The sequence below is a fragment of the Desulfosporosinus sp. FKB genome, from assembly GCF_002196705.1.
Classification (GTDB): domain Bacteria; phylum Bacillota; class Desulfitobacteriia; order Desulfitobacteriales; family Desulfitobacteriaceae; genus Desulfosporosinus.
This window is the reverse complement of the sequence record NZ_NADJ01000031.1, coordinates 44560-63972: the sequence shown is the minus strand read 5'-3', so window position 1 is coordinate 63972 and position 19413 is coordinate 44560. Positions and strand designations below refer to the sequence as shown.

20 protein-coding genes are annotated in these 19413 nt (G+C 41.9%); 19 read left to right on the top strand and 1 reads right to left on the bottom strand.

Annotated elements, in window-relative coordinates; translation table 11 throughout:
* Positions 1-31 precede the first annotated feature (31 nt).
* The 10 genes from B5Y67_RS10150 to rsmI all read left to right on the top strand — a co-directional run bounded on the left by B5Y67_RS10150 (position 32) and on the right by rsmI (position 9280).
* On the top strand, positions 32-526 hold the full coding sequence (locus B5Y67_RS10150; RefSeq protein ID WP_088226330.1) for a CBO0543 family protein: 495 nt from the start codon (positions 32-34) through the stop codon (positions 524-526).
* Positions 527-643: 117 nt separating this feature from the next.
* Positions 644-2218 (top strand): spore germination protein, encoded by a 1575-nt coding sequence (locus B5Y67_RS10145; protein WP_170932656.1) that lies wholly within the window; start codon positions 644-646, stop codon positions 2216-2218.
* Positions 2219-2220: 2 nt separating this feature from the next.
* Complete coding sequence (locus B5Y67_RS10140) at positions 2221-3321, top strand: GerAB/ArcD/ProY family transporter (protein WP_088226329.1); 1101 nt, start codon at positions 2221-2223, stop codon at positions 3319-3321.
* The gene (locus tag B5Y67_RS10135; protein ID WP_088226328.1) at positions 3311-4537 is read left to right on the top strand and encodes a Ger(x)C family spore germination protein; all 1227 of its coding nucleotides are present in this window, start codon (positions 3311-3313) and stop codon (positions 4535-4537) included. Before B5Y67_RS10140 ends, B5Y67_RS10135 begins: the two co-directional genes overlap by 11 nt.
* Before the next feature lie 32 nt (positions 4538-4569).
* Entirely contained in the window at positions 4570-4833 is a 264-nt protein-coding gene (locus B5Y67_RS10130) for a sigma factor G inhibitor Gin (RefSeq protein ID WP_088226327.1), read from the top strand.
* Between the two features lie 152 nt (positions 4834-4985).
* Positions 4986-6425, top strand: a complete 1440-nt coding sequence (locus tag B5Y67_RS10125; RefSeq protein WP_088226326.1) for an amino acid decarboxylase — start codon at positions 4986-4988, stop codon at positions 6423-6425.
* On the top strand, positions 6422-7300 hold the full coding sequence (locus B5Y67_RS10120) for a DNA polymerase III subunit delta' (protein ID WP_088226325.1): 879 nt from the start codon (positions 6422-6424) through the stop codon (positions 7298-7300). Before B5Y67_RS10125 ends, B5Y67_RS10120 begins: the two co-directional genes overlap by 4 nt.
* Positions 7293-8105: a stage 0 sporulation family protein gene (locus B5Y67_RS10115; RefSeq protein ID WP_088226324.1), complete on the top strand. Its 813-nt coding sequence runs from the start codon at positions 7293-7295 to the stop codon at positions 8103-8105. The genes B5Y67_RS10120 and B5Y67_RS10115 overlap by 8 nt, the downstream gene beginning before the upstream one ends.
* Positions 8102-8407 carry an initiation control protein YabA gene (locus tag B5Y67_RS10110; RefSeq protein ID WP_088226323.1) on the top strand — a complete coding sequence of 102 codons (306 nt, stop codon included), beginning with the start codon at positions 8102-8104 and terminating at the stop codon, positions 8405-8407. The genes B5Y67_RS10115 and B5Y67_RS10110 overlap by 4 nt, the downstream gene beginning before the upstream one ends.
* A 36-nt stretch (positions 8408-8443) precedes the next feature.
* Complete coding sequence (gene rsmI, locus B5Y67_RS10105; protein WP_088226322.1) at positions 8444-9280, top strand: 16S rRNA (cytidine(1402)-2'-O)-methyltransferase; 837 nt, start codon at positions 8444-8446, stop codon at positions 9278-9280.
* A gap of 91 nt (positions 9281-9371) precedes the next feature.
* Here rsmI and B5Y67_RS10100 read toward each other — a convergent pair whose 3' ends face one another.
* Positions 9372-9650: an AbrB/MazE/SpoVT family DNA-binding domain-containing protein gene (locus tag B5Y67_RS10100; RefSeq protein WP_041276183.1), complete on the bottom strand. Its 279-nt coding sequence runs from the start codon at positions 9648-9650 to the stop codon at positions 9372-9374.
* Between the two features lie 212 nt (positions 9651-9862).
* Between B5Y67_RS10100 and metG the strand changes: the two genes are divergently transcribed.
* The 9 genes from metG (at position 9863) to B5Y67_RS10055 (ending at position 19411) form a co-directional block, all read left to right on the top strand.
* On the top strand, positions 9863-11794 hold the full coding sequence (gene metG / locus B5Y67_RS10095) for a methionine--tRNA ligase (protein WP_088226321.1): 1932 nt from the start codon (positions 9863-9865) through the stop codon (positions 11792-11794).
* Positions 11791-12555 carry a TatD family hydrolase gene (locus tag B5Y67_RS10090; RefSeq protein WP_088226320.1) on the top strand — a complete coding sequence of 255 codons (765 nt, stop codon included), beginning with the start codon at positions 11791-11793 and terminating at the stop codon, positions 12553-12555. The genes metG and B5Y67_RS10090 overlap by 4 nt, the downstream gene beginning before the upstream one ends.
* A gap of 77 nt (positions 12556-12632) precedes the next feature.
* A complete protein-coding gene (locus tag B5Y67_RS10085; RefSeq protein WP_088226319.1) occupies positions 12633-13574 on the top strand; it encodes a 3D domain-containing protein in 942 nt (313 codons plus the stop codon).
* Between the two features lie 79 nt (positions 13575-13653).
* Positions 13654-14826, top strand: coding sequence for a 3D domain-containing protein (locus tag B5Y67_RS10080; RefSeq protein WP_088226318.1), 1173 nt, complete (start codon positions 13654-13656; stop codon positions 14824-14826).
* 221 nt (positions 14827-15047) lie between these two features.
* Positions 15048-15755: an N-acetylmuramoyl-L-alanine amidase gene (locus tag B5Y67_RS10075; RefSeq protein WP_088226317.1), complete on the top strand. Its 708-nt coding sequence runs from the start codon at positions 15048-15050 to the stop codon at positions 15753-15755.
* Between the two features lie 110 nt (positions 15756-15865).
* Positions 15866-17038 carry a glycosyl hydrolase family 18 protein gene (locus B5Y67_RS10070; protein ID WP_088226316.1) on the top strand — a complete coding sequence of 391 codons (1173 nt, stop codon included), beginning with the start codon at positions 15866-15868 and terminating at the stop codon, positions 17036-17038.
* Positions 17039-17258: 220 nt separating this feature from the next.
* A complete protein-coding gene (gene rnmV / locus B5Y67_RS10065; RefSeq protein ID WP_088226315.1) occupies positions 17259-17810 on the top strand; it encodes a ribonuclease M5 in 552 nt (183 codons plus the stop codon).
* Positions 17794-18624: a 16S rRNA (adenine(1518)-N(6)/adenine(1519)-N(6))-dimethyltransferase RsmA gene (rsmA, locus tag B5Y67_RS10060; RefSeq protein ID WP_088226314.1), complete on the top strand. Its 831-nt coding sequence runs from the start codon at positions 17794-17796 to the stop codon at positions 18622-18624. The genes rnmV and rsmA overlap by 17 nt, the downstream gene beginning before the upstream one ends.
* Positions 18625-18844: 220 nt before the next feature.
* The gene (locus B5Y67_RS10055; protein ID WP_088226351.1) at positions 18845-19411 is read left to right on the top strand and encodes a hypothetical protein; all 567 of its coding nucleotides are present in this window, start codon (positions 18845-18847) and stop codon (positions 19409-19411) included.
* The last annotated feature ends 2 nt before the right edge of the window (positions 19412-19413 follow it).

Sequence of the window (19413 nt, the reverse complement as noted above, 5' to 3'; positions counted from 1 at the left end):
AGGTTGAGATGCTTCAACGATGGAGGAACTTATGGAAGACGCTTTACTCACGTTTAGTTTTCTTCTAGTTACCTGGCTTTGGGGTGATTGGAAAAAGTGGAAGCAATATTATTCTACAATTGTATTTTGGGACTTGGGTAATATTATTTATTGTAATCTTACGGTCAAAAAGCCTTTGTGGAAATTTACGACAATTATTCCCGAATCAATGGCCAATATTCTGATGATTGTTGTTATTTTTCCCTGCGTTATTTTATTATTTCTCCCTTATTTTCCGAGAAAGGGATTTATGAAGCAATTAATGTATGTCTGCTTCTGGACGTTCATTTTTTCATTGATTGAATGGTGGGCATTACGAATGCACCGCTTTGCTCATTTTAACGGTTGGACCTTAACATATTCTGTGATTTTTAATTTTGGCATGTTTATTCTCCTTAAAATACACTATGAGGATCCACGCTGGGCATGGTTAATTTCATGTGCTGCCGGCATTTTTATAATGGTTTATTTTGAAGTTCCTTTATAAAATTCAGAGAAAAAGAGCTGCAATTTTTTATGCTTGCAGCCCTTTTCTTATACATTTAAATGTTGTGCATAATCAATGGGGTGCGGGACAAAATAAGCTGATAAGGAGGAGAAACTGTTGCGCAGCTGGATGAAAATGTTCAAAGAACTTACCCTTCGTCCTAAGGGTCGGCAGGTTAGAAAAACCCCTGCCTATTCCTTCGATGAAGACCTTAATAAGCCAGTTTCAGGGCCTAAAGTAAAAGAAATCTTGTCTAAGAGCAGTGATGTTGTATTTCGGGAATTCTATCTTCAGGGAAAGGAATCTATTCCCTGCATAATGGCAGGGGTTGATGGCCTGGTTGATAAAAACCTCTTGGATCAATTTGTTTTAAAACCTCTTATGGTTGATTTGCCTGGGCGCCGGGAATTAGCTCAGGTGACGTTGGCCAATGTAGTGGATAGTACTATTCAATACCTTCTGCCTGGTCTTGAAATCAAAAAAATCTCCAAATTAGGTGATGCCATTAACGCAATTTTGTCCGGCGATGCGGTGATTTTTTTTGGCGAGTCTAAAGAAGCAATTGTTATCGGAGCCAGAGGGTGGGCTAATTCCGGGATTAACGAACCTGTGGCAGAGTCAGTAATTAAAGGCCCTCATGAGGGATTTACAGAAACACTAAGAATTAATACATCTCTTTTACGGCGAAAGATCAAACATCCCTCCTTGAGGCTGATATCATTAAAGCTTGGTGAGTTAACCAATACAGATATAGTTGTCACCTATATTGACAAGGTCGCCAGCCCTGATGTTGTTTCCGAAGTATTGAGAAGGCTGAGCGTCATTAAGATGGACGGGGTATTAGAAAGCGGCTATGTCGAAGAAATGATTGAGGATTTCCCCTATTCGCCCTTTCCCCAAATTGCTTATACAGAAAGACCCGATGTACTGGCAGGTAAGCTTTTGGAAGGTAAAGTTGGTATTATGGTTGACGGAACTCCAATAGTTTTAGTAGTCCCAGCCATTTTAACCCAATTTTTAAATGTCAATGAAGATTACTATCAACGTGCTATGACGGCAATATTGTTTCGCTTTGTTCGCTATATTGGGGCGTTTATTGCTATTACGGCGCCAAGTGTTTATATTGCAGTGACTACTTTTCATCAAGAAATCATTCCTACTGATCTTTTGATGAGCATTGCAGCAGGACGGGAAGGAGTGCCTTTTCCGGCTCTTTTAGAGGCTTTACTTATGACAATAGTCTTAGAGATCTTACAAGAAGCCGGGCTGCGTTTGCCGAAACCGATTGGTCAAACTATTGGTATTGTCGGTGCTTTAATTATAGGAGATGCTGCAGTAAAGGCTAGCTTAGTGAGTCCATTGATGGTTATTGTTATTGGAATAACTGCCGTATCGAGCTATGCTATCCCTTACTACGATTTGAGCTTGGCGGTACGGCTCACACGTTTTCCGCTTATGGTTTTAGCAGGAAGTCTTGGCTTTTTCGGCGTCTCCGTCGGCCTTTATGCAGGCTTAATCCACCTCCTGAGTCTTCGTTCTTTCGGCGTACCCTACATGAGCCCTATTGCCCCTATGCGCATTCGGTCCTTGTTACAGGATACGTTTGTACGAGCTCCATGGTGGGCGATGAAACGAAGACCTCAGCTTTTGGAAATAGAGAACCCCCGATCAGGAGGGAAGGGAAAAGAATAGCCATGGAAAGAATCTCTCCACATCAGTTCATGACTTTAGGGGGAGCTGTGCTCATGGGTACAACATTTCTCCCGGTTGCGTCCATCGTCAGCGCTGCCTGCGGTCGAGACGGCTGGATGATTGTCTTACCCGCCTTTGTCTTGGGTATACCTTATGGCTTAATGGTACTTTCGTTATTATCTCAATTTCCTAATAAAAATTTATTACAGATTTCGGAGATAGTCTTTGGCAAATGGATAGGGAAATTGATAGGTGTTTTCTATATTCTAATAACAGGTTATTTTGGCGGTTTGCTTTTGGGGCAAGCAGGAGACATCTATGAACGTTCAATTATGCCCTTGACCCCCATCGGTCTATTTTATTTAGGGACAATAATTCTGGTCTTCTATTTGTGTAAGTCCGGAATTGAAGTATTTGCCCGGTTTTCCGAAGCCGTTTTTCCTTTGATCCTTTTAGCATTAATCTTGAACTTAACACTTTCGATCTCTCGAATCGAGCCGGGGGAACTGCTGCCTATTCTAAGTGAAGGGGTAATGCCGCTTTTCTGGGGAGGCCTTAAAGTGGCACCCTTCGCTATGGAATATATACTATTTATGGCCGGGATTTCAGCGTTCCTGCCAACCGATATGAAGGAGATTGGACAATTAAGGAGAGAGGTTTGCCGGGCAGTATTTTTGGTGGGGATCCTGGACATGTTTGTGGCACTCCAGCAAATCCTTGTATTTGGGCCTTTCGAAACGACTCGAGTTGTGTATGGCTTATTAGTTTTAGGAAAAATGGTAGAAGTAAGCCGCACAGTGGCAGGTGTTGAATCATTATTTTTGGGGGTTTGGCTTGGAGCCTTGGTCATAAAGATTAGTGCTTTTTTATTCACTACAGTTTGGGGCCTGGAGACTGTAATGAACCTTAAAGGTCTAAAATGGCAGATTGCGGTTTGTTCAGTCTTTATGGGGATTGCCTTTGGTTTTGTAAGGGGATCAGCATTGATTTCCGAAATTGCATTCGTTGATAACTACCTTATTTTGCCATTTGCCGCTATTTGGATATTAGGGCTTTGGGGAGCAGTGCGCTGGAAGAAGGGAAAAAACATTCGTGGAAACTAAAAGACATCAAAAAGTTAATCGAATTGCAGCCTTAATTTTAATAGTATGTCTTTTATTTTTGCCGGGATGCTGGGGAAAACGGGAAGTTGAGGAATTGGCGCCTCTCATTGGCATAGGATTTGATCTCGGAAAAAAACCGGGAACATTTCTGATAACAATGCAATTAGCCAAACCTAAACAAGGCGGAGGAGAATCCGTGGCCAAAATCGAAGATCGAACCTTTAGTGTAGAAGTCGCCAGCGCTCGAGAAGCAACAGAAATGGTTTACAAGATTTCCAGCCGTATACCCTTTATGGGTTCTTTAAAGGTCATTGTTATTGGTGAAGGCGCGGCCAAAGCCGGTTTTAACGATATCATTGATTTTGCTCAGCGCTTTTCAGAGTTTCGACGGACAATGTTTCTTGTTTTGACAAAAGGAAAGGCTCAAACTCTTTTAAATATGAAATTGCGCGATGGGGAACTGCCGGCTATGAGCATTAAGAATCATATGGAGCAAGGAAATAACCTTTCTACCTTTCCAACCGTTCGTCTGGGACATTACTTAACAATTCTAGGTACACAGAGTACGGCTCCAATTCTTCCCATCGTTGAAAGTATAAAGTCAGGAGAGGATGGCATTGAATATAATAACGAAAAGGAGGGAAAGGAACTGCACATACAAGGTGCAGGTGTTTTGCACGGAGATCAGTTAGTGGATTACCTTACGGATCAAGAAACCAAAGGGTATATGTGGCTTGAAAACAATGTTCAGAATCGCTTAATTAACACTATGGATGATAAAGGCAACGTTAGCTTTGGCGGGCAAGTTTTAAAATCCAAGACTAGATATAAATTAGTCAATAACAACGGAGTAATCGGTCTCCAGTACCAGATCCAAGCGAGTATTTCCGTCGACGAAGTAATAGGCATAAAGCAACAACTTTCGGAACCGGAATGGGTCGATCTGATGAATCAGGCTGAAAATAGTTATGCAAAAGTTATTAAAGAAGAATGCGAGCTGTCAATTATAAAAGAGAGGGATTTGAGTCTTGATTTTTTAGGGATTGGGCGGCTGATTGAAGAGAGAAATTCTTCGTATTGGAAGACCATTAAAGACCAATGGGAAGAGAAGATTGCAGATTTCCCTCTTACCGTGAATGTACAGGTTTCTGTACATCATTCAGGAATGTCAAGCAGCAGTTCTACGACTAATTCGGTAGAAGAAGGGAAAGAATAGGTGCAGAAGGAAGTACTAGGGGGAACATAACTATGATAAAACCATTTAATAGTCAATCACAGGGCCTAAGTGCGGGAACCGTCGCAATAAAGGATCAGGAGATGGTTATCAATAAAGGAAAGGTCTATCCGGTCTGTTATCGCTGCGCTCAAGTTCCTAAAAATGGACTCTATGACGGATTTAGGATACGAGGAATGTTTTTCTGTTCTGATTGTCAACAGGAGTTGTACTCAGCAGACCAGAACACTCCGGAATATCAGGAATTCTTAGTTTTAATCCAAGGACTTTTATTTTAATAGTTCTGATCATAACCCGGGATATTGATTCAAATCTCGGGTTATGAAATGTAGATGAAATATTGACTTAGATGTGATAAAATAGTATGAATATCTGTATTGATATTGATATTGATATAAAGAGTTATAAACCATTTAATGGAGGTTCATTGGTGGGTGATCTGGGAGAAGGATTGAGTCAATATCGGAAACAGGGGTTTTGCTCTTTCCATACTCCTGGCCATAAAGGGCAACAGGAGTTTTTTCATGACTTTGATTTCTGCGGGTTTGATTTAACAGAACTTCCGGGACTCGATATGCTTCATTCACCGAAGGGAATTATAGATCAAGCGCAGAAACGATCGGCCGAAATTTTTGGAGCGGATGAAACATTTTTTTTAGTTGGCGGGGGAACTGTCGGCAATCAGGCTATGTTTATGTCCCTCACGGGTACGATGAATCAGGTTATTATTGAAAGAAGTTCCCATCGCTCTGTAATGTCGGCTTTAGTTCTCAGCGGACTAAAACCGGACTATATAAAACCTATTATTCATCCGGATTTTAATCTTCCCTTGGGTTTGGACATAAGCCCTGAGCGATTTCCTTGGTCAAATGCCGCTGCTTGTCATGTTACTTATCCTAGTTATTATGGAACGTGTATTGAGCTGCGAGACCTTTTAAATAAAAGGGCGGATTTAGCACCGGATGTACCGGTGTTTGTTGATCAAGCGCACGGTTCTCATTTTTTGGGATTCTTGTTTCCTGCGAGTGCTTTAACGTTGGGTGCGGATCTTGTCTTACATAGTACTCATAAGACGCTAACCGCCTTAACTCAGTCAGCTATGCTCCATGTTCAAGGCTCAAGAGTTTCCCGTATTCGATTAAGACAAAGCTTGGAACTGCTTCAATCATCAAGTCCCAGCTACCTATTATTAGCGTCTCTGGAACGAGCTGGGGAATATGCCTTGGATTTAAGCCGGTGGGAACGCCTTAAAGATGAAGTCGGGAATCTTCAGCAAAGGGTTGGGGAGAAATTCCGTATACTCTCTCAGAACGATGTCGGGACTTACGGTATTGATGCCCTGGATTGGTCAAAAATTTTGATTAATACACGGCCGCTGGGATTACCTGCTTCTCGCTGTGTTGAATTTCTGCGTACAGAATTTGGCCTGGAACCTGAATTATGGGATGAAGAGAATATTTTGTTTTTGCTGGGAATCGGCAATACCCCCGAGGACATTCGCAGACTCACGAGGGGGTTAGACAGGTTGGCAGATAGTGCTCAATCATTGTCCTTAGGATCTGAAGGTTTTAGAAGAAACGACCGATATGACAGAAGCGGCGATTTTTTTTTACCGCCCCAGATTCTTAGGCCACGAGAGGCCTTTTTAGCTAAAAAACGGAAAATTCCTCTGAAAGAGAGTTTAGGCCATATTGTCGGGGAAACTATTTCGCCATATCCCCCGGGAATTCCAATCGTTGTCATGGGAGAACAAATGACCCCAGAAGTTCTCGAGACACTCCTTGTTGCTGGAGAAGGACGTTGGCAAGGGTGGGAAGGTTTTGAAAGCCGAACAATTTGGGTCGTGGAGGAGGAAAAAGGAATGTCATGAATCTAGCACAGGCACTTTTAGAAAAGGCGGCTCGAGAAGAACACTTGGCACATCTTTTACTCTTCCATGGGGGAAGCGAATTACACCGGCGGGAAGAGGCTCTCCGTATCGCACAGATTTTAAATTGTTTTTCACCAAAATCAGAAAGGCCGTGTCAAAATTGCCCAGCCTGCCATAAAATTTCCAGTCTTAACCATCCGGATGTACTATGGCTGAAACCGCTTAAGACAACGATTGGAATTGAACAAGTTCTTGCCTGGCAGGAAAAGGCTTATTTAAAGCATTATGAAGGGAACTATAAAGTTTCCATAATTGAACAGGCGGACACGTTAACGTTGCCTGCGGCGAATGCACTTTTAAAAGTTATTGAAGAACCTCCGGAGCATTGTGTTATTATCCTCAGTGCTGGAAATGCGGAAGGAATATTGCCTACAATACAAAGCCGAGCTCAGTTAATTTATTATCCTGATCCTTCCGAAGATGAGTGGTTTGAGGAATTGGGAGCGATAAATCAGCAGGAGGCCAAATTAGCCCTGGAGTTAAGCGGTAAAAACCAAACTCTGGCGACTGCAATAATGGAGCAGGGTGTTTTTGCTCTTCAAGAATGGGTTCGTAGGTTCTTTCAGGTTGTTAAGGATAAGGATTTTCTGGCGCTTTTTTCTCTTTTTCCCTTAGACAAAAATCAAGTAAGTATATATCTGCAGGTTTTAGCTGTTAGGATACAGGAAGGCATTCGCAATGGCACGAACCAACCTTTTGAACTTCTGGCAATTGGTAAAGCTAATGAGGCGTTAAGACAACAAGTAAATCCGAGATTGGTTATAGAAGTATTGGCTTTAGAACTATTTCAACAAGGAGGGGTTCTCTGTGATTGAGGTTGTCGGTGTTCGCTTTAAAAACGCGGGTAAAATATACTATTTCTCTCCGGGAGATCTTAAGCTTGAGGCCTCGGACCGGGTGATTGTTGAAACCGCAAGAGGTATTGAATTCGGTGAATTGGTGATCCCTCCTCGAATGGTAGCTGATGAGGAAGTGGTACTTCCTTTAAAGCAGGTTATTAGAAAAGCCACACCGGCTGATGAACAGTTTGTAGAACAAAATAGAATAAAGGAAAAAGATGCTTTTCAAATCTGTTTAAAGAAAATATCCGAACACCAGCTGCCGATGAAATTGGTTGACGTCGAGTATACCTTTGACGGAAATAAGATTATTTTTTCATTTACCGCTGAAGGCAGGGTTGACTTTCGGGAATTAGTGAAAGATTTGGCGGCCATTTTCCGTACGCGTATTGAATTAAGGCAAATAGGAGTTAGAGATGAAGCTAAGATGCTGGGAGGAGTCGGTTCTTGCGGAAGGATACTTTGCTGTACGTCATTTTTAGGAGATTTTGAACCGGTTTCCATCCGCATGGCCAAGGATCAAAAATTATCTCTAAACCCAACCAAGATCTCTGGAATTTGCGGTCGGCTTATGTGTTGTCTGAAGTATGAAAATGGCTGTTATAAACCTGATGATAAGGAAATGTACGTCCAGGATTTGGAAGACGTTAAGATGCTGGAAATTCTGGATGAATCGAATAGTATTGTTGATAGCCCTGCTGCCAATGCAAGTAAAATGAATGGCAAACAGCGTTGTAATAGGAAAGGGGAAAAGCCCAAAGGAAAGAGTGAGAAGGTATGAGTCAGTTAACTCAAGCCCTTACAGAAGTGGAAGAAAAATTACGTTCCCTGCTGGAGGAAGTTAACCATTTAATACCTTACGTAAAGGCCTTAGAAGAAGAAAATATCAAACTAAAACGTGAGAGCACCTTTCCGGAAAAAGAGACGGAGCGGGTTATTGCCAATGCCGAACATATTCAAGGTGTCGCCCATGATAATTTAGAGCGCCTCTATCATGAAGGATTTCACGTCTGTCATCTTCATTTCGGGCAGCCTTTAGAAGGGGATTGTCTGTTTTGTATGGGCTTTTTACGGAAAGACTAGAATTAAAGGATATTTTAAGGTCGGGAGTCTTTAGACATGTTAGTTAAAGGTACATTATATGTATGTGGGACCCCAATCGGCAATTTGTCAGATATAACGCTGCGAGTCTTAGATACATTGCGGAATGTTGATTTAATAGCCGCTGAAGATACTCGCCATTCACGTAAGCTTTTACAGCACTTTCAAATTAGTACCCATTTGACGAGTTATCACGAGCACAACGAGAAGAAGAAATCCTTAGAACTAGTAGAACGACTTAAAGCAGGCCAAACAGTCGCTCTTATTAGTGATGCCGGATTACCTGGAATTTCTGATCCGGGAGGTGAGGTTATTCGCCTGTGCCTTGAAGAAAATATTCCGGTGGATGTTTTGCCAGGACCAAATGCGGCTCTGACGGCTTTGATTTTATCAGGTATGCCGGCTGAACATTTTACGTTTTATGGTTTTTTGCCAACTTCAGCAGGGGAGAGAAAACGTATTTTGGAAGACTTGGCAAATCGTCAAGAAACATTGATCCTTTATGAGGCTCCTCATCGATTGTTAAGCACCTTACAAGGATTGTCGGAATCCTTTGGTGATCGTGAAGCTGCAGTTGTTCGTGAGTTAACAAAAGTGCATCAGCAAGTTCACAAGAATTATCTTTCTAAGCTAAGAGAAGAGTTTGAAAAGACCCCTCCGCGGGGAGAATGCTGCATCGTCATTGCTCCTTTTGTTCCGGAAAAATTAGCAGGCGGGCCTCAAGAGTGGTGTATTGAGGTCAACGAGGGAGTACAGCGGGGGTTAACCAAGAAAGAAGCCATGAAAGAAGTGGCCAAGCGTTATGGAGTGAAAAAGTCAGAGGTGTATCAAGCCTTAATTGAAGAATTAAAGTAGAATAAAAAGAAGGCCAATCAGGCCTTCGAAGAGAGTGTTTGAATAATATCATTACACACAAACTTATATCTATGTAAAACTGTTCCTAAACTTAGACAGCTTTAGAACCGGTATCTACGTTGCCAAGGATAGCTTCTCCCATCGCAACAGCACATTCACGGCAAACGTTTTTGCCATGGAAAAGTTGATTGTCACTGGCATTACCACAAAATACACAAGCCGGCTCATACTTTTTAAGAATGATTCTTTCTTGGTCCACATAAATTTCCAGAGCGTCTTTTTCGTCAATTCCCAATGTACGGCGAAGTTCGATAGGTAAAACAATGCGGCCAAGTTCGTCTACTTTTCTCACGATTCCTGTTGATTTCATCATCTTCACTCACTCCCTTTACTACAACTTTCGACAGAAAACTACAACCTTATGATACCAATGGTTCCAATTAAAGTCAACCACTTTTAAAGGTGATTAGGAATTAAATTTCTTGAATAAAAAATTACATTTACATAATAAATTTTTATTATGGATATACTTGACAAATATGAGTTAATGTGTCGAATTCATAGATTGAGAGGAGATCTAACGTGAACTATTACATCACAACCCCAATTTTTTATCCCAATTCAAGTCCCCATATTGGTACCGCCTATACTACGGTTGCTGCAGATACTCTGGCTCGTTATCATAGAATGTTGGGAGATCAGGTTCATTTTCTAACGGGTACTGATGAAAATGCGCAAAAGATTGTTCGTACTGCGGAAGCCCATCACCTTGATCCGCAAACTTATGTAGATGGTGTTGTCCAGCGCTTTAAAGAGTTATGGAAAGCCTTGGATATTTCCAATGATGATTTTATCCGGACGACAGAAGAACGTCACGGAAAAGTGGTTCAACAAATTTTTGCCAAATTGTATGAACAAGGCGATATTTACAAATCAGAGTATTCAGGCTGGTATTGTACACCTTGTGAAACATTTTGGACTGAAAGCAAACTGATTGATGGAAAATGTCCCAACCCAGATTGCTTACGCAGTGTGGAATTGTTAAAAGAAGAGAGCTATTTTTTCCGTTTATCAAAATATCAAAATGCGCTCCTTCAATACATTGAAGCACATCCTGATTTTATTCAGCCCCTTTCCCGGCGCAACGAAATGATCCGTTTTATTGAAAGCGGCTTAGAAGATCTTTGTGTTTCCAGAACGACATTCAAGTGGGGGATTAAGGTACCTTTTGATCCAAAGCATGTGGTTTATGTTTGGCTTGATGCCCTAATCAACTATATTTCCGCTTTAGGTTACCCGGATGGAGAAAATTATAAAAAATACTGGCCGGCTAACGTTCAAATCATGGGGAAAGATATTGTTCGCTTCCATGCGATCATTTGGCCAATTATTTTGATGGCTCTTGACCTTCCTCTCCCGCGCCTTGTTTATGGGCATGGGTGGTATTTGTCGAAAGATGGAGGAAAAATCTCAAAATCGCGGGGGAATGTCCAGGATTCCTTCGAATTAATTAAAAGGTATGGCTCAGATGCTATCCGCTATTTCCTGTTGCGTGAAATGCAGGTTGGGACTGATGGAACATACTCTGAGGACAATTTAGTGGAACGAATTAATAGTGATTTGGCTAATGATTTTGGTAATTTTGTTTCTCGAAGTTTGGCTATGGTCGTTAAGTATAGGGGAGGAGTTGTTCCTCGGCCAGGTCAAGATGGTCCCTTAGAGATGGAATTGAAAACCTTAAGTTCGGAAGTTAAAAAGGGCGTAGACGAAAGCCTTGGACGCTGTGACATGGCAAGTGCCCTGGAACAAATCTGGCGTTTTATTGCTCGATGCAACAAGTATGTTGATGAAACTGCTCCTTGGGCCTTAGCAAAGCGAGAAGATCAACAGGAGCGTCTTGATACTGTTCTTTATACGTTTGTGGAATGTATTCGCATTATGGCCATCTTGACCGCTCCCTTTATGCCGGGCATTACACCTCGAATATGTTCGCTCCTTAGCAGCGATGAGCATCTTATTCGCTGGGAAGAGGCGGATCAATGGGGAATTATAAATCCGGGTGCCAGCATCCAAAAGGGTGAACAGCTCTTCCCGCGAATTGATATTTCTCAATATGCAGAAGAGGTGACGACACCAGTAGAGTCTGGATCTAAGCAAGAAGCTAAAGATTTGGAATTCGAACCAATGAAGGAAGAAATTAGTATCGAGGAGTTTGCGAAACTTGATCTAAGAGTTGGAAAAGTTCTGAGTGCCGAGAAGGTTGCCAAGACAGATAAACTCCTGAAATTAGAAATCGAAATCTCCGGACAAGTGCGTACGGTTGTTTCCGGTATTGCTCAACATTATGCACCGAAAGACTTGATTAATAAATCCGTAGTAGTTGTTGCCAATCTAAAGCCGGCAAAGTTAAGAGGAATAACCTCTCAAGGTATGATTTTGGCAGCATCACAGGGAGAAGTTCTTGAAGTACTTATGCTTGACAAAGAACTCCCTGGCGGAGCGCGAGTGAAATGATTTGGGATACGCATGCGCATCTTGATGACGAGGTATATCAAGAAGATTTTCAAGATGTCTTAGAAAGAATTAAGTCTTCGGGAATTTCTCGAGTTACGAATGTTGGCTATGACCTTCCTTCTTCATTAAGGTCAGTGCAGCTTGCCCAGGATTACGATTTCATTTATGCAGCTATTGGTATCCATCCTCATAATGCAGAAGAGTTCAGCGATGACGTTATGGTTCAACTCCAGGCTTTGGCTCAACATCCCAAGGTTTTGGCCTGGGGGGAAATTGGCCTTGATTATTATCGGGATTTATCTCCTCGAGCTATTCAACAAGAGGTTTTTATTCAACAGATTGAATTGGCCAACAAGGCTGGCCTGCCGATTGTAATTCATGATCGGGACGCCCATCAGGATGTTTTGGAAATTGTCAAAGCTCACCCGCCGAAACATGGAGGTGTCTTGCACTGCTATTCAGGATCCTGGGAAATGGCGAAGGTTCTTTTAAAGCTTGGGTTCTATCTTTCTTTTGCCGGGCCTTTAACCTTTAAAAATGCCCGCCATACCGTTGAGGTGGCCAGAAATGCCCCCATCGACCGTATTCTTGCTGAGACAGATTCTCCCTATTTAACCCCGGAACCGCGCAGAGGTAAACGCAACGAACCTGCTTATGTAAGAGAGGTTGTCAGGAAACTCGCTGAAATCAAGGAACTGAGCATTGAAGAAATGGCTCTACAGACAATGCATAATGCAGAAACAATATTTAAGCTTGTTTAGGCTTGTTAAAAAGGACCTTCAGGAGAAGGTTCTTTTTTTTGAATTTGCTTCATACCTTCTGATTAAGGAGGGATAGGATGTATTCGCTACCGATCACCACGTATTCCGATTATTGGCGGGCAACCAAGACTTGGGGTTCGTATCTGGGCGGTTTAGCAGTGTTTGCGGCTGGTACAAGATATTCAGCACTGAAAGCTCCAGATATACCCCAGACCATGTCTGTTCCTTATCAACAAGTAAAACAACCACAGACGATTCAAAAACCCAAACTTGAGATAGGTCTTTTAGACTCACGCAGGAAATTACTACGTGTCGGAAATATCAGTCGTGGAGCTCCAGCCTTAGGCGGCAGTAATTCAAAATCGCCCATTTTAGAGCGAAGCAGCCTGGAAGTTGTAAAGGGGGGGGAGTCCCAAGAGGAACTTTTAAGTGAAGACAAGGCGGGTAATTCTCTTAAGGGTTCAGGAAGTATGATGACAAGCGATATTCAAGTTGTCGACAAAGAAATCCCCTATGCTACGAAGGTTATAGAATCAGATCAGCTTCTTCCCGGAATGAGCAAGGTTCAGGAAGACGGGGAAACTGGTGTTTTAAGACAGGTGGTTAAGACCTATAAGGTAGATGGACAACCATTGAATCAACAAATACAATTTTCCTTTGAATTAAAGGGACCTAAGAAAAAAGTTGTAATTCAGAACTCAAAGCCGGTTGTCGGAGAGCACTTTGAAATTGACAAATTGAATATTAGTAAAACGTTAACAATGGAGTCAACTGCCTATACTTATACAGGCAACAAAACGGCAACGGGATTAACGCCCAGACAAGGCATCATAGCCGTAGACCCCAGAGTCATCGCTATGGGAAGTAAAGTATATGTAGAAGGGTATGGGTATGCTATAGCAGCTGATACGGGCGGAGATATCAAAGGTAACAGGATCGATTTGTTTTTTACAAACCTTAGACAATGCTTGGATTGGGGAAGAAAGCCTGTTCTCATTCACATTCTAAAATCCATATAATGGAAAAAAGTTTTTGACAACCAACTACTTATCAATTAAAATGAAGTTGGTTGATTGCTATGGGTTTTGGAGGGATTCAATGTTTCAGAATTCTCGAACTACGGTTTTGGCGTTAGTTCGCAGAGGTCGCTTAGGTAAAGCTGCAGTTGCCCTCGTGATTTTTTTCCTGATTGCCTGCGGAATTCTGGCCTTCAATATGAAAACAATTAATATTGAAGTTGATGACAAAGTTATACCTGTAACAACGATTTTTAATACTGTCGGGCAAGCTCTTGCGCATTCCAACTTAGAGTTTAATCCTGAGGATGTTGTGGATCCTCCTCGAAATTCAAGAATTACTAAAGGTATGAGAGTCGTTGTTACAAGAAGCATACCGATTCACCTGACGGTAGATAAACAGACTTTGTCAGCGAGGACTACAGCCAAGACTGTCGGTGAGGCAATTAATGATTTGTCAGAACGCTATGGCTTACAAATTAAAGACGTTGATGAAGTTAACGAACCACGTTCTGAAGATCTTAAAGAGCAAATGGATATTAAAGTGCGAAGGGCTGTTCCGGTTGTTGTGCAAGCGGATGGGAAGACAATCAATACGTATTTGGCTCCCCGCACAGTAGCTGAGGCCTTGAAGAAGTTGAATATTGTTTTAGGAGCAAAGGATAAGGTTTCTCTCGCGCTTAACCACTTATTGACGGCTAATGAAAAGGTTAAGGTAGTAAGAGTGGCTGAAAAGGTGGAAACTCAGAAAAGTGAGATTCCTTATCAGATGGTAACTCAGCCAGGGGATTATCCCGTTGGATTGCCTGATAAAGTTATTAGCTGCGGTTCTAACGGTATTCAGGAACAGACCATACGTTTAACCCTCGAAGATGGAAAAGAAGTCGATCGGCAAATTCTTGGGCAGCGTGTGGTTGCCGCTCCTATCAATGAACTGGTTTCCCGGGGAGCACAAACATCTGTTTCTCGCGGCGGGCAGACGATTAATTTTAAAAGGGCCTATATCATGAGAGCAACGGCTTACTGTATTCCTGGCGGTATCACGAAAACTGGAGCGCCGGTTCAATGGGGAGTAGTCGCTGTTGATCCGAGGGTTATTCCTTTAGGCTCGAAAGTTTATGTAGATGGTTATGGGAGTGCACGTGCTTTGGACACAGGAGGCCTTATACAAGGCAATAGAATTGATCTCTATATGGATTCTGAAGCGGCGGCAATGTCTTGGGGTGTTCGTTATGTTTTAGTTTACCTTCAGTAATCTTGAAGAATTTTTGCGTAGGAAGTTTGATGAAAATCAAATTAATATTATGTTCCCAATAGGCTCCTGAAAAGTTTATTCAGGGGCTTTTCTCTTTACTATCAAAAATGTCCACCGGACCTTTTGGTGCTAAACCTCCGGATAATACCTAAGATGAGAAGTTATAACTTTTAACTTAAAGTCATAGTCTTTAGGGTAACCTAAGAAACGGGGGAATTTAAATGCGTCTGCTTTTGGGAGTGCCGGGAAAGAAAATGGCAATTGGTTTTGTTCTCGGGGTTATGAGTTTGTTAATTTTTTCAGTACTTTGGCAGGGTTCCACAGCAGTCGTTAGTCATTTCGAAGAACATTATACGGTAATGCTCGATCCAGGGCATGGTGGGTATGATCCGGGAGCAATTTCATCTCAGGGCGTTTATGAAAAATCGATCAACCTGCAAATTGCTCAAAAAGTTAAGGAAATGCTTAGCCCCTCCGGTATTGAGGTTTTTTTAACGAGAGAGGAAGATATCGACTATGTGCCTGCCGGAGTTAAAGGAAAAATTACGAAAAAACAAATTGATCTTAACCGCCGCATAGCAATGGCCAGTCAAGCAAAAGCTGATGTGTTTGTCAGCCTTCATGTCAATGCTACACCTCAAGGACAGAATTCCGGAGCTGAGACATTTTATCATTATAAATCAAAATCAGGTAAAGAATTAGCTGAATTAATTCAACAAGAACTGATAAAAATACCAGCAATGAATCGAAGAATTGCTAAACCGGGAGATTTTTATGTCATCAATAATACAACAATGCCGGCAGTTATTGTAGAAGTAGGGTATTTATCCAGCTCTAAGGAACAAGAAAAGCTTCAGCAATCATGGTATCAAGAACAATTATCCAGAGCAGTTGCAAAGGGAATTGCCCGTTATTTCGAAATACCATAATTAATAAATATAGGATAAATTATACTCTTGGCACTATCATACATAACGTTGTTTGAAGCGGGGAGAATAAAGTCAGTAACCGAATCTATTCGAAGGAGTTGAAGCGCAGCATGAAACGGTTTCTGACTTTTATGATGAGCAGTACCTTGATTCTGGGACTTGCCTTAACAGGATGTTCGAATGTACCGACTCCTAACACGCCATCAAATCAACAACAGCAAACTTCAAAGAGTACACAACCCCCGAAAGCTGAGGCTGGAGCCACTCGGGATTCTGTTTTGGGATCAGACAAACGAGTTGTTATGGGATTTTACACGGACCCGGAAGGGCCGACTCCCGGTTCAAAGGCATCCATGACTAAAAACGGAAAGATGCTTGATGAAGTTGCCTTTTTCTGGTATTCCTTTGATGGTTCGGGAAAAGTAATTCCAGCAGGAAACGTTGATATGAGTGCCAAAAACACGGCGAAAAAAAATGGTTCCAAAGTCTATGCCTTGGTTCATAACATGAATATGAGCGGAAGTGTAGGATTTGATGCCAATTTAGCGCATCGTGTTTTAGCAAATGCCGGAGCACGTTCCAATTTTATTACAAATTTGGTCAATCTTGCAATGAAGGATAACTGGGATGGAATATCTGTGGATATTGAAAAAACACCACCCGGTGACCGCAACAACTTTTCAGCATTTGTCGCGCAATTAGGCAAAGCATTGAAAGCCAAAGATAAAGTTCTCAATATCTCTATTCCTGCAAAATTTGTGGATTATCCCTCTGATTTGTGGTCAGGTGCCTATGATTACGCAGCAATTGGTAAGGCAGCCGATCAAGTTATTCTCATGACCTATGATGAACATGGTATGGGAACAACACAAGGACCTATTGCTTCACAGGGTTGGGTTGATCGTGTTATTACCTTTGCAGTTGGAAAGATACCAAGTAATAAGATTGTTATGGGGCTTCCCGTGTATGCTTACGACTGGGGATCAAACAAGCCAGTGATGCCGGATTATTTATCCTATGCTCAGGCTATCGCACGAGCCCAAAAACATGGTGTTCAAATTTTAACAGATCCCAGTGCTAAAGTTCCACAGTTTACCTATACGGCAAATGGAGTCCGACACGAAGTGTTTTTTGAAAATGCAGCAAGTTTAAAAACAAAGATGAAGTATACATTACAACACAAGCTGCACGGTGTCGCTATTTGGCGGCTTGGAATGGAGGATCCCTCAATTTGGAACTCTGTCTCGAGTACCTTTGGAACAAATAAATCAACAGCTAAGTAATAAATGTTAAATCAGATATCGAAATTTTTGGAGGGGGTTGTAAACCCCCTTTTCTTTTTCATTTTTATCGCTAAATCTCCGAGTAATACCTAAGGTAAACCGCTGGTTATGGATGGCCGAGTGTCCCCGAAGCCATGGTTGATTTTCTTTGTTTCTAAAATTTGAGTCTTAGCTGAATCTCGGGTAAGATAAAAGAGTTGGAAACGGAGGGAATATTGTAGTGATCAAGGAACTTATAGTGGTAGAAGGGAAAAATGACGCCCATGCAGTTCGCCTGGCCCTGGGAAATGTTGATATTCTTTGGACTGAAGGTTTCGGACTAACTAAGAAAAAACTGGAATATATTGCTGAAATGGCAGTTCGCCAAGGTGTCATTGTCTTTACAGACCCGGATACCGTTGGAGAGCAGATTCGCAAGCGTATAGGCAGCTATGTTCCTCAGGCTAAGCATGCTTATCTTAGCAAAAAGGCTGCGACGAAGCGGGGAGACATTGGGGTGGAGAATGCCAGTCCCGAGGAAATTCGCCGTGCTTTTGCTCATATTCAACAGGAGCAAGGGAGTTCAGTTGAGACATTTAACATGGAAGATTTATGGTCGGCAGGCCTTGTGGGTTCGAGCGGGGCTAGTGATTTTCGCTTGGCCTTAGGGAGACGATTAGGGATAGGTGACAGTAATGCTAAACAATTTCTTCATCGCTTGAACCGGTTTGGGATATCTCGAGAATTATTTTTTAAGGCAGTTGAGGAGGTTAGGCATGGAGAGCACTGCTGAATATGTCAGACGCCTAGTACGAAGTGGTTCACGTGCTTATAAATCCCTGGGACAAGTTTTCCTTGTCAGCGATCAGGCAATTGAGGGGATTGTTAAAGCAAGTACTTTTAGACAGGATGTGCCCCTGGTGGAAATTGGCCCTGGTCTGGGTGTCTTAACACGAGCTTTGGCCCCTAAGGTCGAAAAGATGTGGGCTGTTGAATTAGACTCCCAGAAAATCGATACATTGAAGAAAGAGCTGCAGGGACTTCCCATCGAATTTGTACATATGGATGCTCTTGAACTTAATTTAAAAGAACTTTGGGGGGATCAAAAGGGATATTTGGTTGGTAATTTGCCTTATTACATTACAAGTCCTCTCATCATGCATTTTTTAGATCAAGAAGACGTTCTGAGTGGAATGACAATCATGGTTCAAAAAGAGGTAGCAGACAGGATAGCTGCCCCCCCGGGGAGTAGAACCTACGGGGTTTTATCCGTAGCAGTTCAAGTTTCGGCTCAGGTTACAAAAGTAATGGATGTTATGCCCGGGGATTTTTGGCCGTCTCCGAAAGTGACTTCTTCTGTACTTCGGTTGGATCTTCGTCCTTATCCAGGTCTCGAAGTCGATAAAACAAAGTTTTTTCGAGTTGTAAAAGCTGCTTTCAGCCAGCGCCGTAAAACCCTGGGAAACTCTCTTTCTGCAGGTTTAGCCATGGATAAGGAAGTTATAGTTAAAGAATTGAATAAGGCTGGAATCTCAGATGGACGACGGGCGGAGTCATTAAGTATTGAGGAATTTCAGGTTATAACGAAGTTATTTACTGATAGTTGACCACAGAAGTAAAAAAAGGTTTTTAAAATATATTTAACAAGGAAAGGCCTATTAAATCAAGGGGCCTTTCCTTTTTTGTACGATCAGCGATGTCTATCTTTTCAGAAGCAAGCATAAAATTGGAGAAATTTCCGAATTCTATGGAAGCGTATCTTTTGTTTTAATATAAGGATTAGATTAAAGGAGGATAGGTTTGAGTAAAGCAAGCAACCACCGGTTAATGAAGTGGTCAAATATTGTTGCAACACTAGCGACAACCGTATTGGCGATAACCGCTTTAATAACTGTTTATTTGACGGTAGCCGCCTGGAAAGTACAGCAAGAAACAGCGCGGCCATACTTTGTTTTAAAGGAATCACCTCAAGTAGTTCTGGGGAATGAGCTGAATTTAGAATTAAAATTCAATAATGTTGGGGTTCATCCGGCGGTGAATTTATCAAGTGAAACCATTGTTTTTGAGGAAAGTTTAGCGGGAGAGCCGATTCATCATGATGAATCGGCTATTGTCAATGAAATTCCCAAAGATGCTCTGTCAAGTCTGGTAATGACACTTCCAAGTGAGAAGCCTAATAATCAGCAAAGTGATATCACGCCTCATTACGTTGTTGTTGACTTACAATATGGAGATCCAATTTTAAATAAATCATATAACCAAACTATTTATATGAAATGGAATGGGATTGAAAAAGGTAAGGTTCAGCCAACGGTTCACGTTCGGGTCGATGAAAAGGCGAAAATTTTACAATACTTTCAAAAACATGGGATAGATCTCAAAGAAAGAAGTTAGCG

Bases quoted from the DNA above. Each gene is read 5' to 3' on its own strand.
- B5Y67_RS10150 (WP_088226330.1), top strand. From the start codon at position 32: ATGGAAGACGCTTTACTCACGTTTAGTTTTCTTCTAGTTACCTGGCTT.
- B5Y67_RS10140 (WP_088226329.1), top strand. From the start codon at position 2,221: ATGGAAAGAATCTCTCCACATCAGTTCATGACTTTAGGGGGAGCTGTG.
- B5Y67_RS10130 (WP_088226327.1), top strand. From the start codon at position 4,570: ATGATAAAACCATTTAATAGTCAATCACAGGGCCTAAGTGCGGGAACC.
- B5Y67_RS10120 (WP_088226325.1), top strand. From the start codon at position 6,422: ATGAATCTAGCACAGGCACTTTTAGAAAAGGCGGCTCGAGAAGAACAC.
- B5Y67_RS10110 (WP_088226323.1), top strand. From the start codon at position 8,102: ATGAGTCAGTTAACTCAAGCCCTTACAGAAGTGGAAGAAAAATTACGT.
- rsmI (WP_088226322.1), top strand. From the start codon at position 8,444: ATGTTAGTTAAAGGTACATTATATGTATGTGGGACCCCAATCGGCAAT.
- B5Y67_RS10100 (WP_041276183.1), bottom strand. From the start codon at position 9,650: ATGAAATCAACAGGAATCGTGAGAAAAGTAGACGAACTTGGCCGCATT.
- B5Y67_RS10090 (WP_088226320.1), top strand. From the start codon at position 11,791: ATGATTTGGGATACGCATGCGCATCTTGATGACGAGGTATATCAAGAA.
- B5Y67_RS10085 (WP_088226319.1), top strand. From the start codon at position 12,633: ATGTATTCGCTACCGATCACCACGTATTCCGATTATTGGCGGGCAACC.
- B5Y67_RS10080 (WP_088226318.1), top strand. From the start codon at position 13,654: ATGTTTCAGAATTCTCGAACTACGGTTTTGGCGTTAGTTCGCAGAGGT.
- B5Y67_RS10075 (WP_088226317.1), top strand. From the start codon at position 15,048: ATGCGTCTGCTTTTGGGAGTGCCGGGAAAGAAAATGGCAATTGGTTTT.
- B5Y67_RS10070 (WP_088226316.1), top strand. From the start codon at position 15,866: ATGAAACGGTTTCTGACTTTTATGATGAGCAGTACCTTGATTCTGGGA.
- rsmA (WP_088226314.1), top strand. From the start codon at position 17,794: ATGGAGAGCACTGCTGAATATGTCAGACGCCTAGTACGAAGTGGTTCA.
- B5Y67_RS10055 (WP_088226351.1), top strand. From the start codon at position 18,845: ATGAAGTGGTCAAATATTGTTGCAACACTAGCGACAACCGTATTGGCG.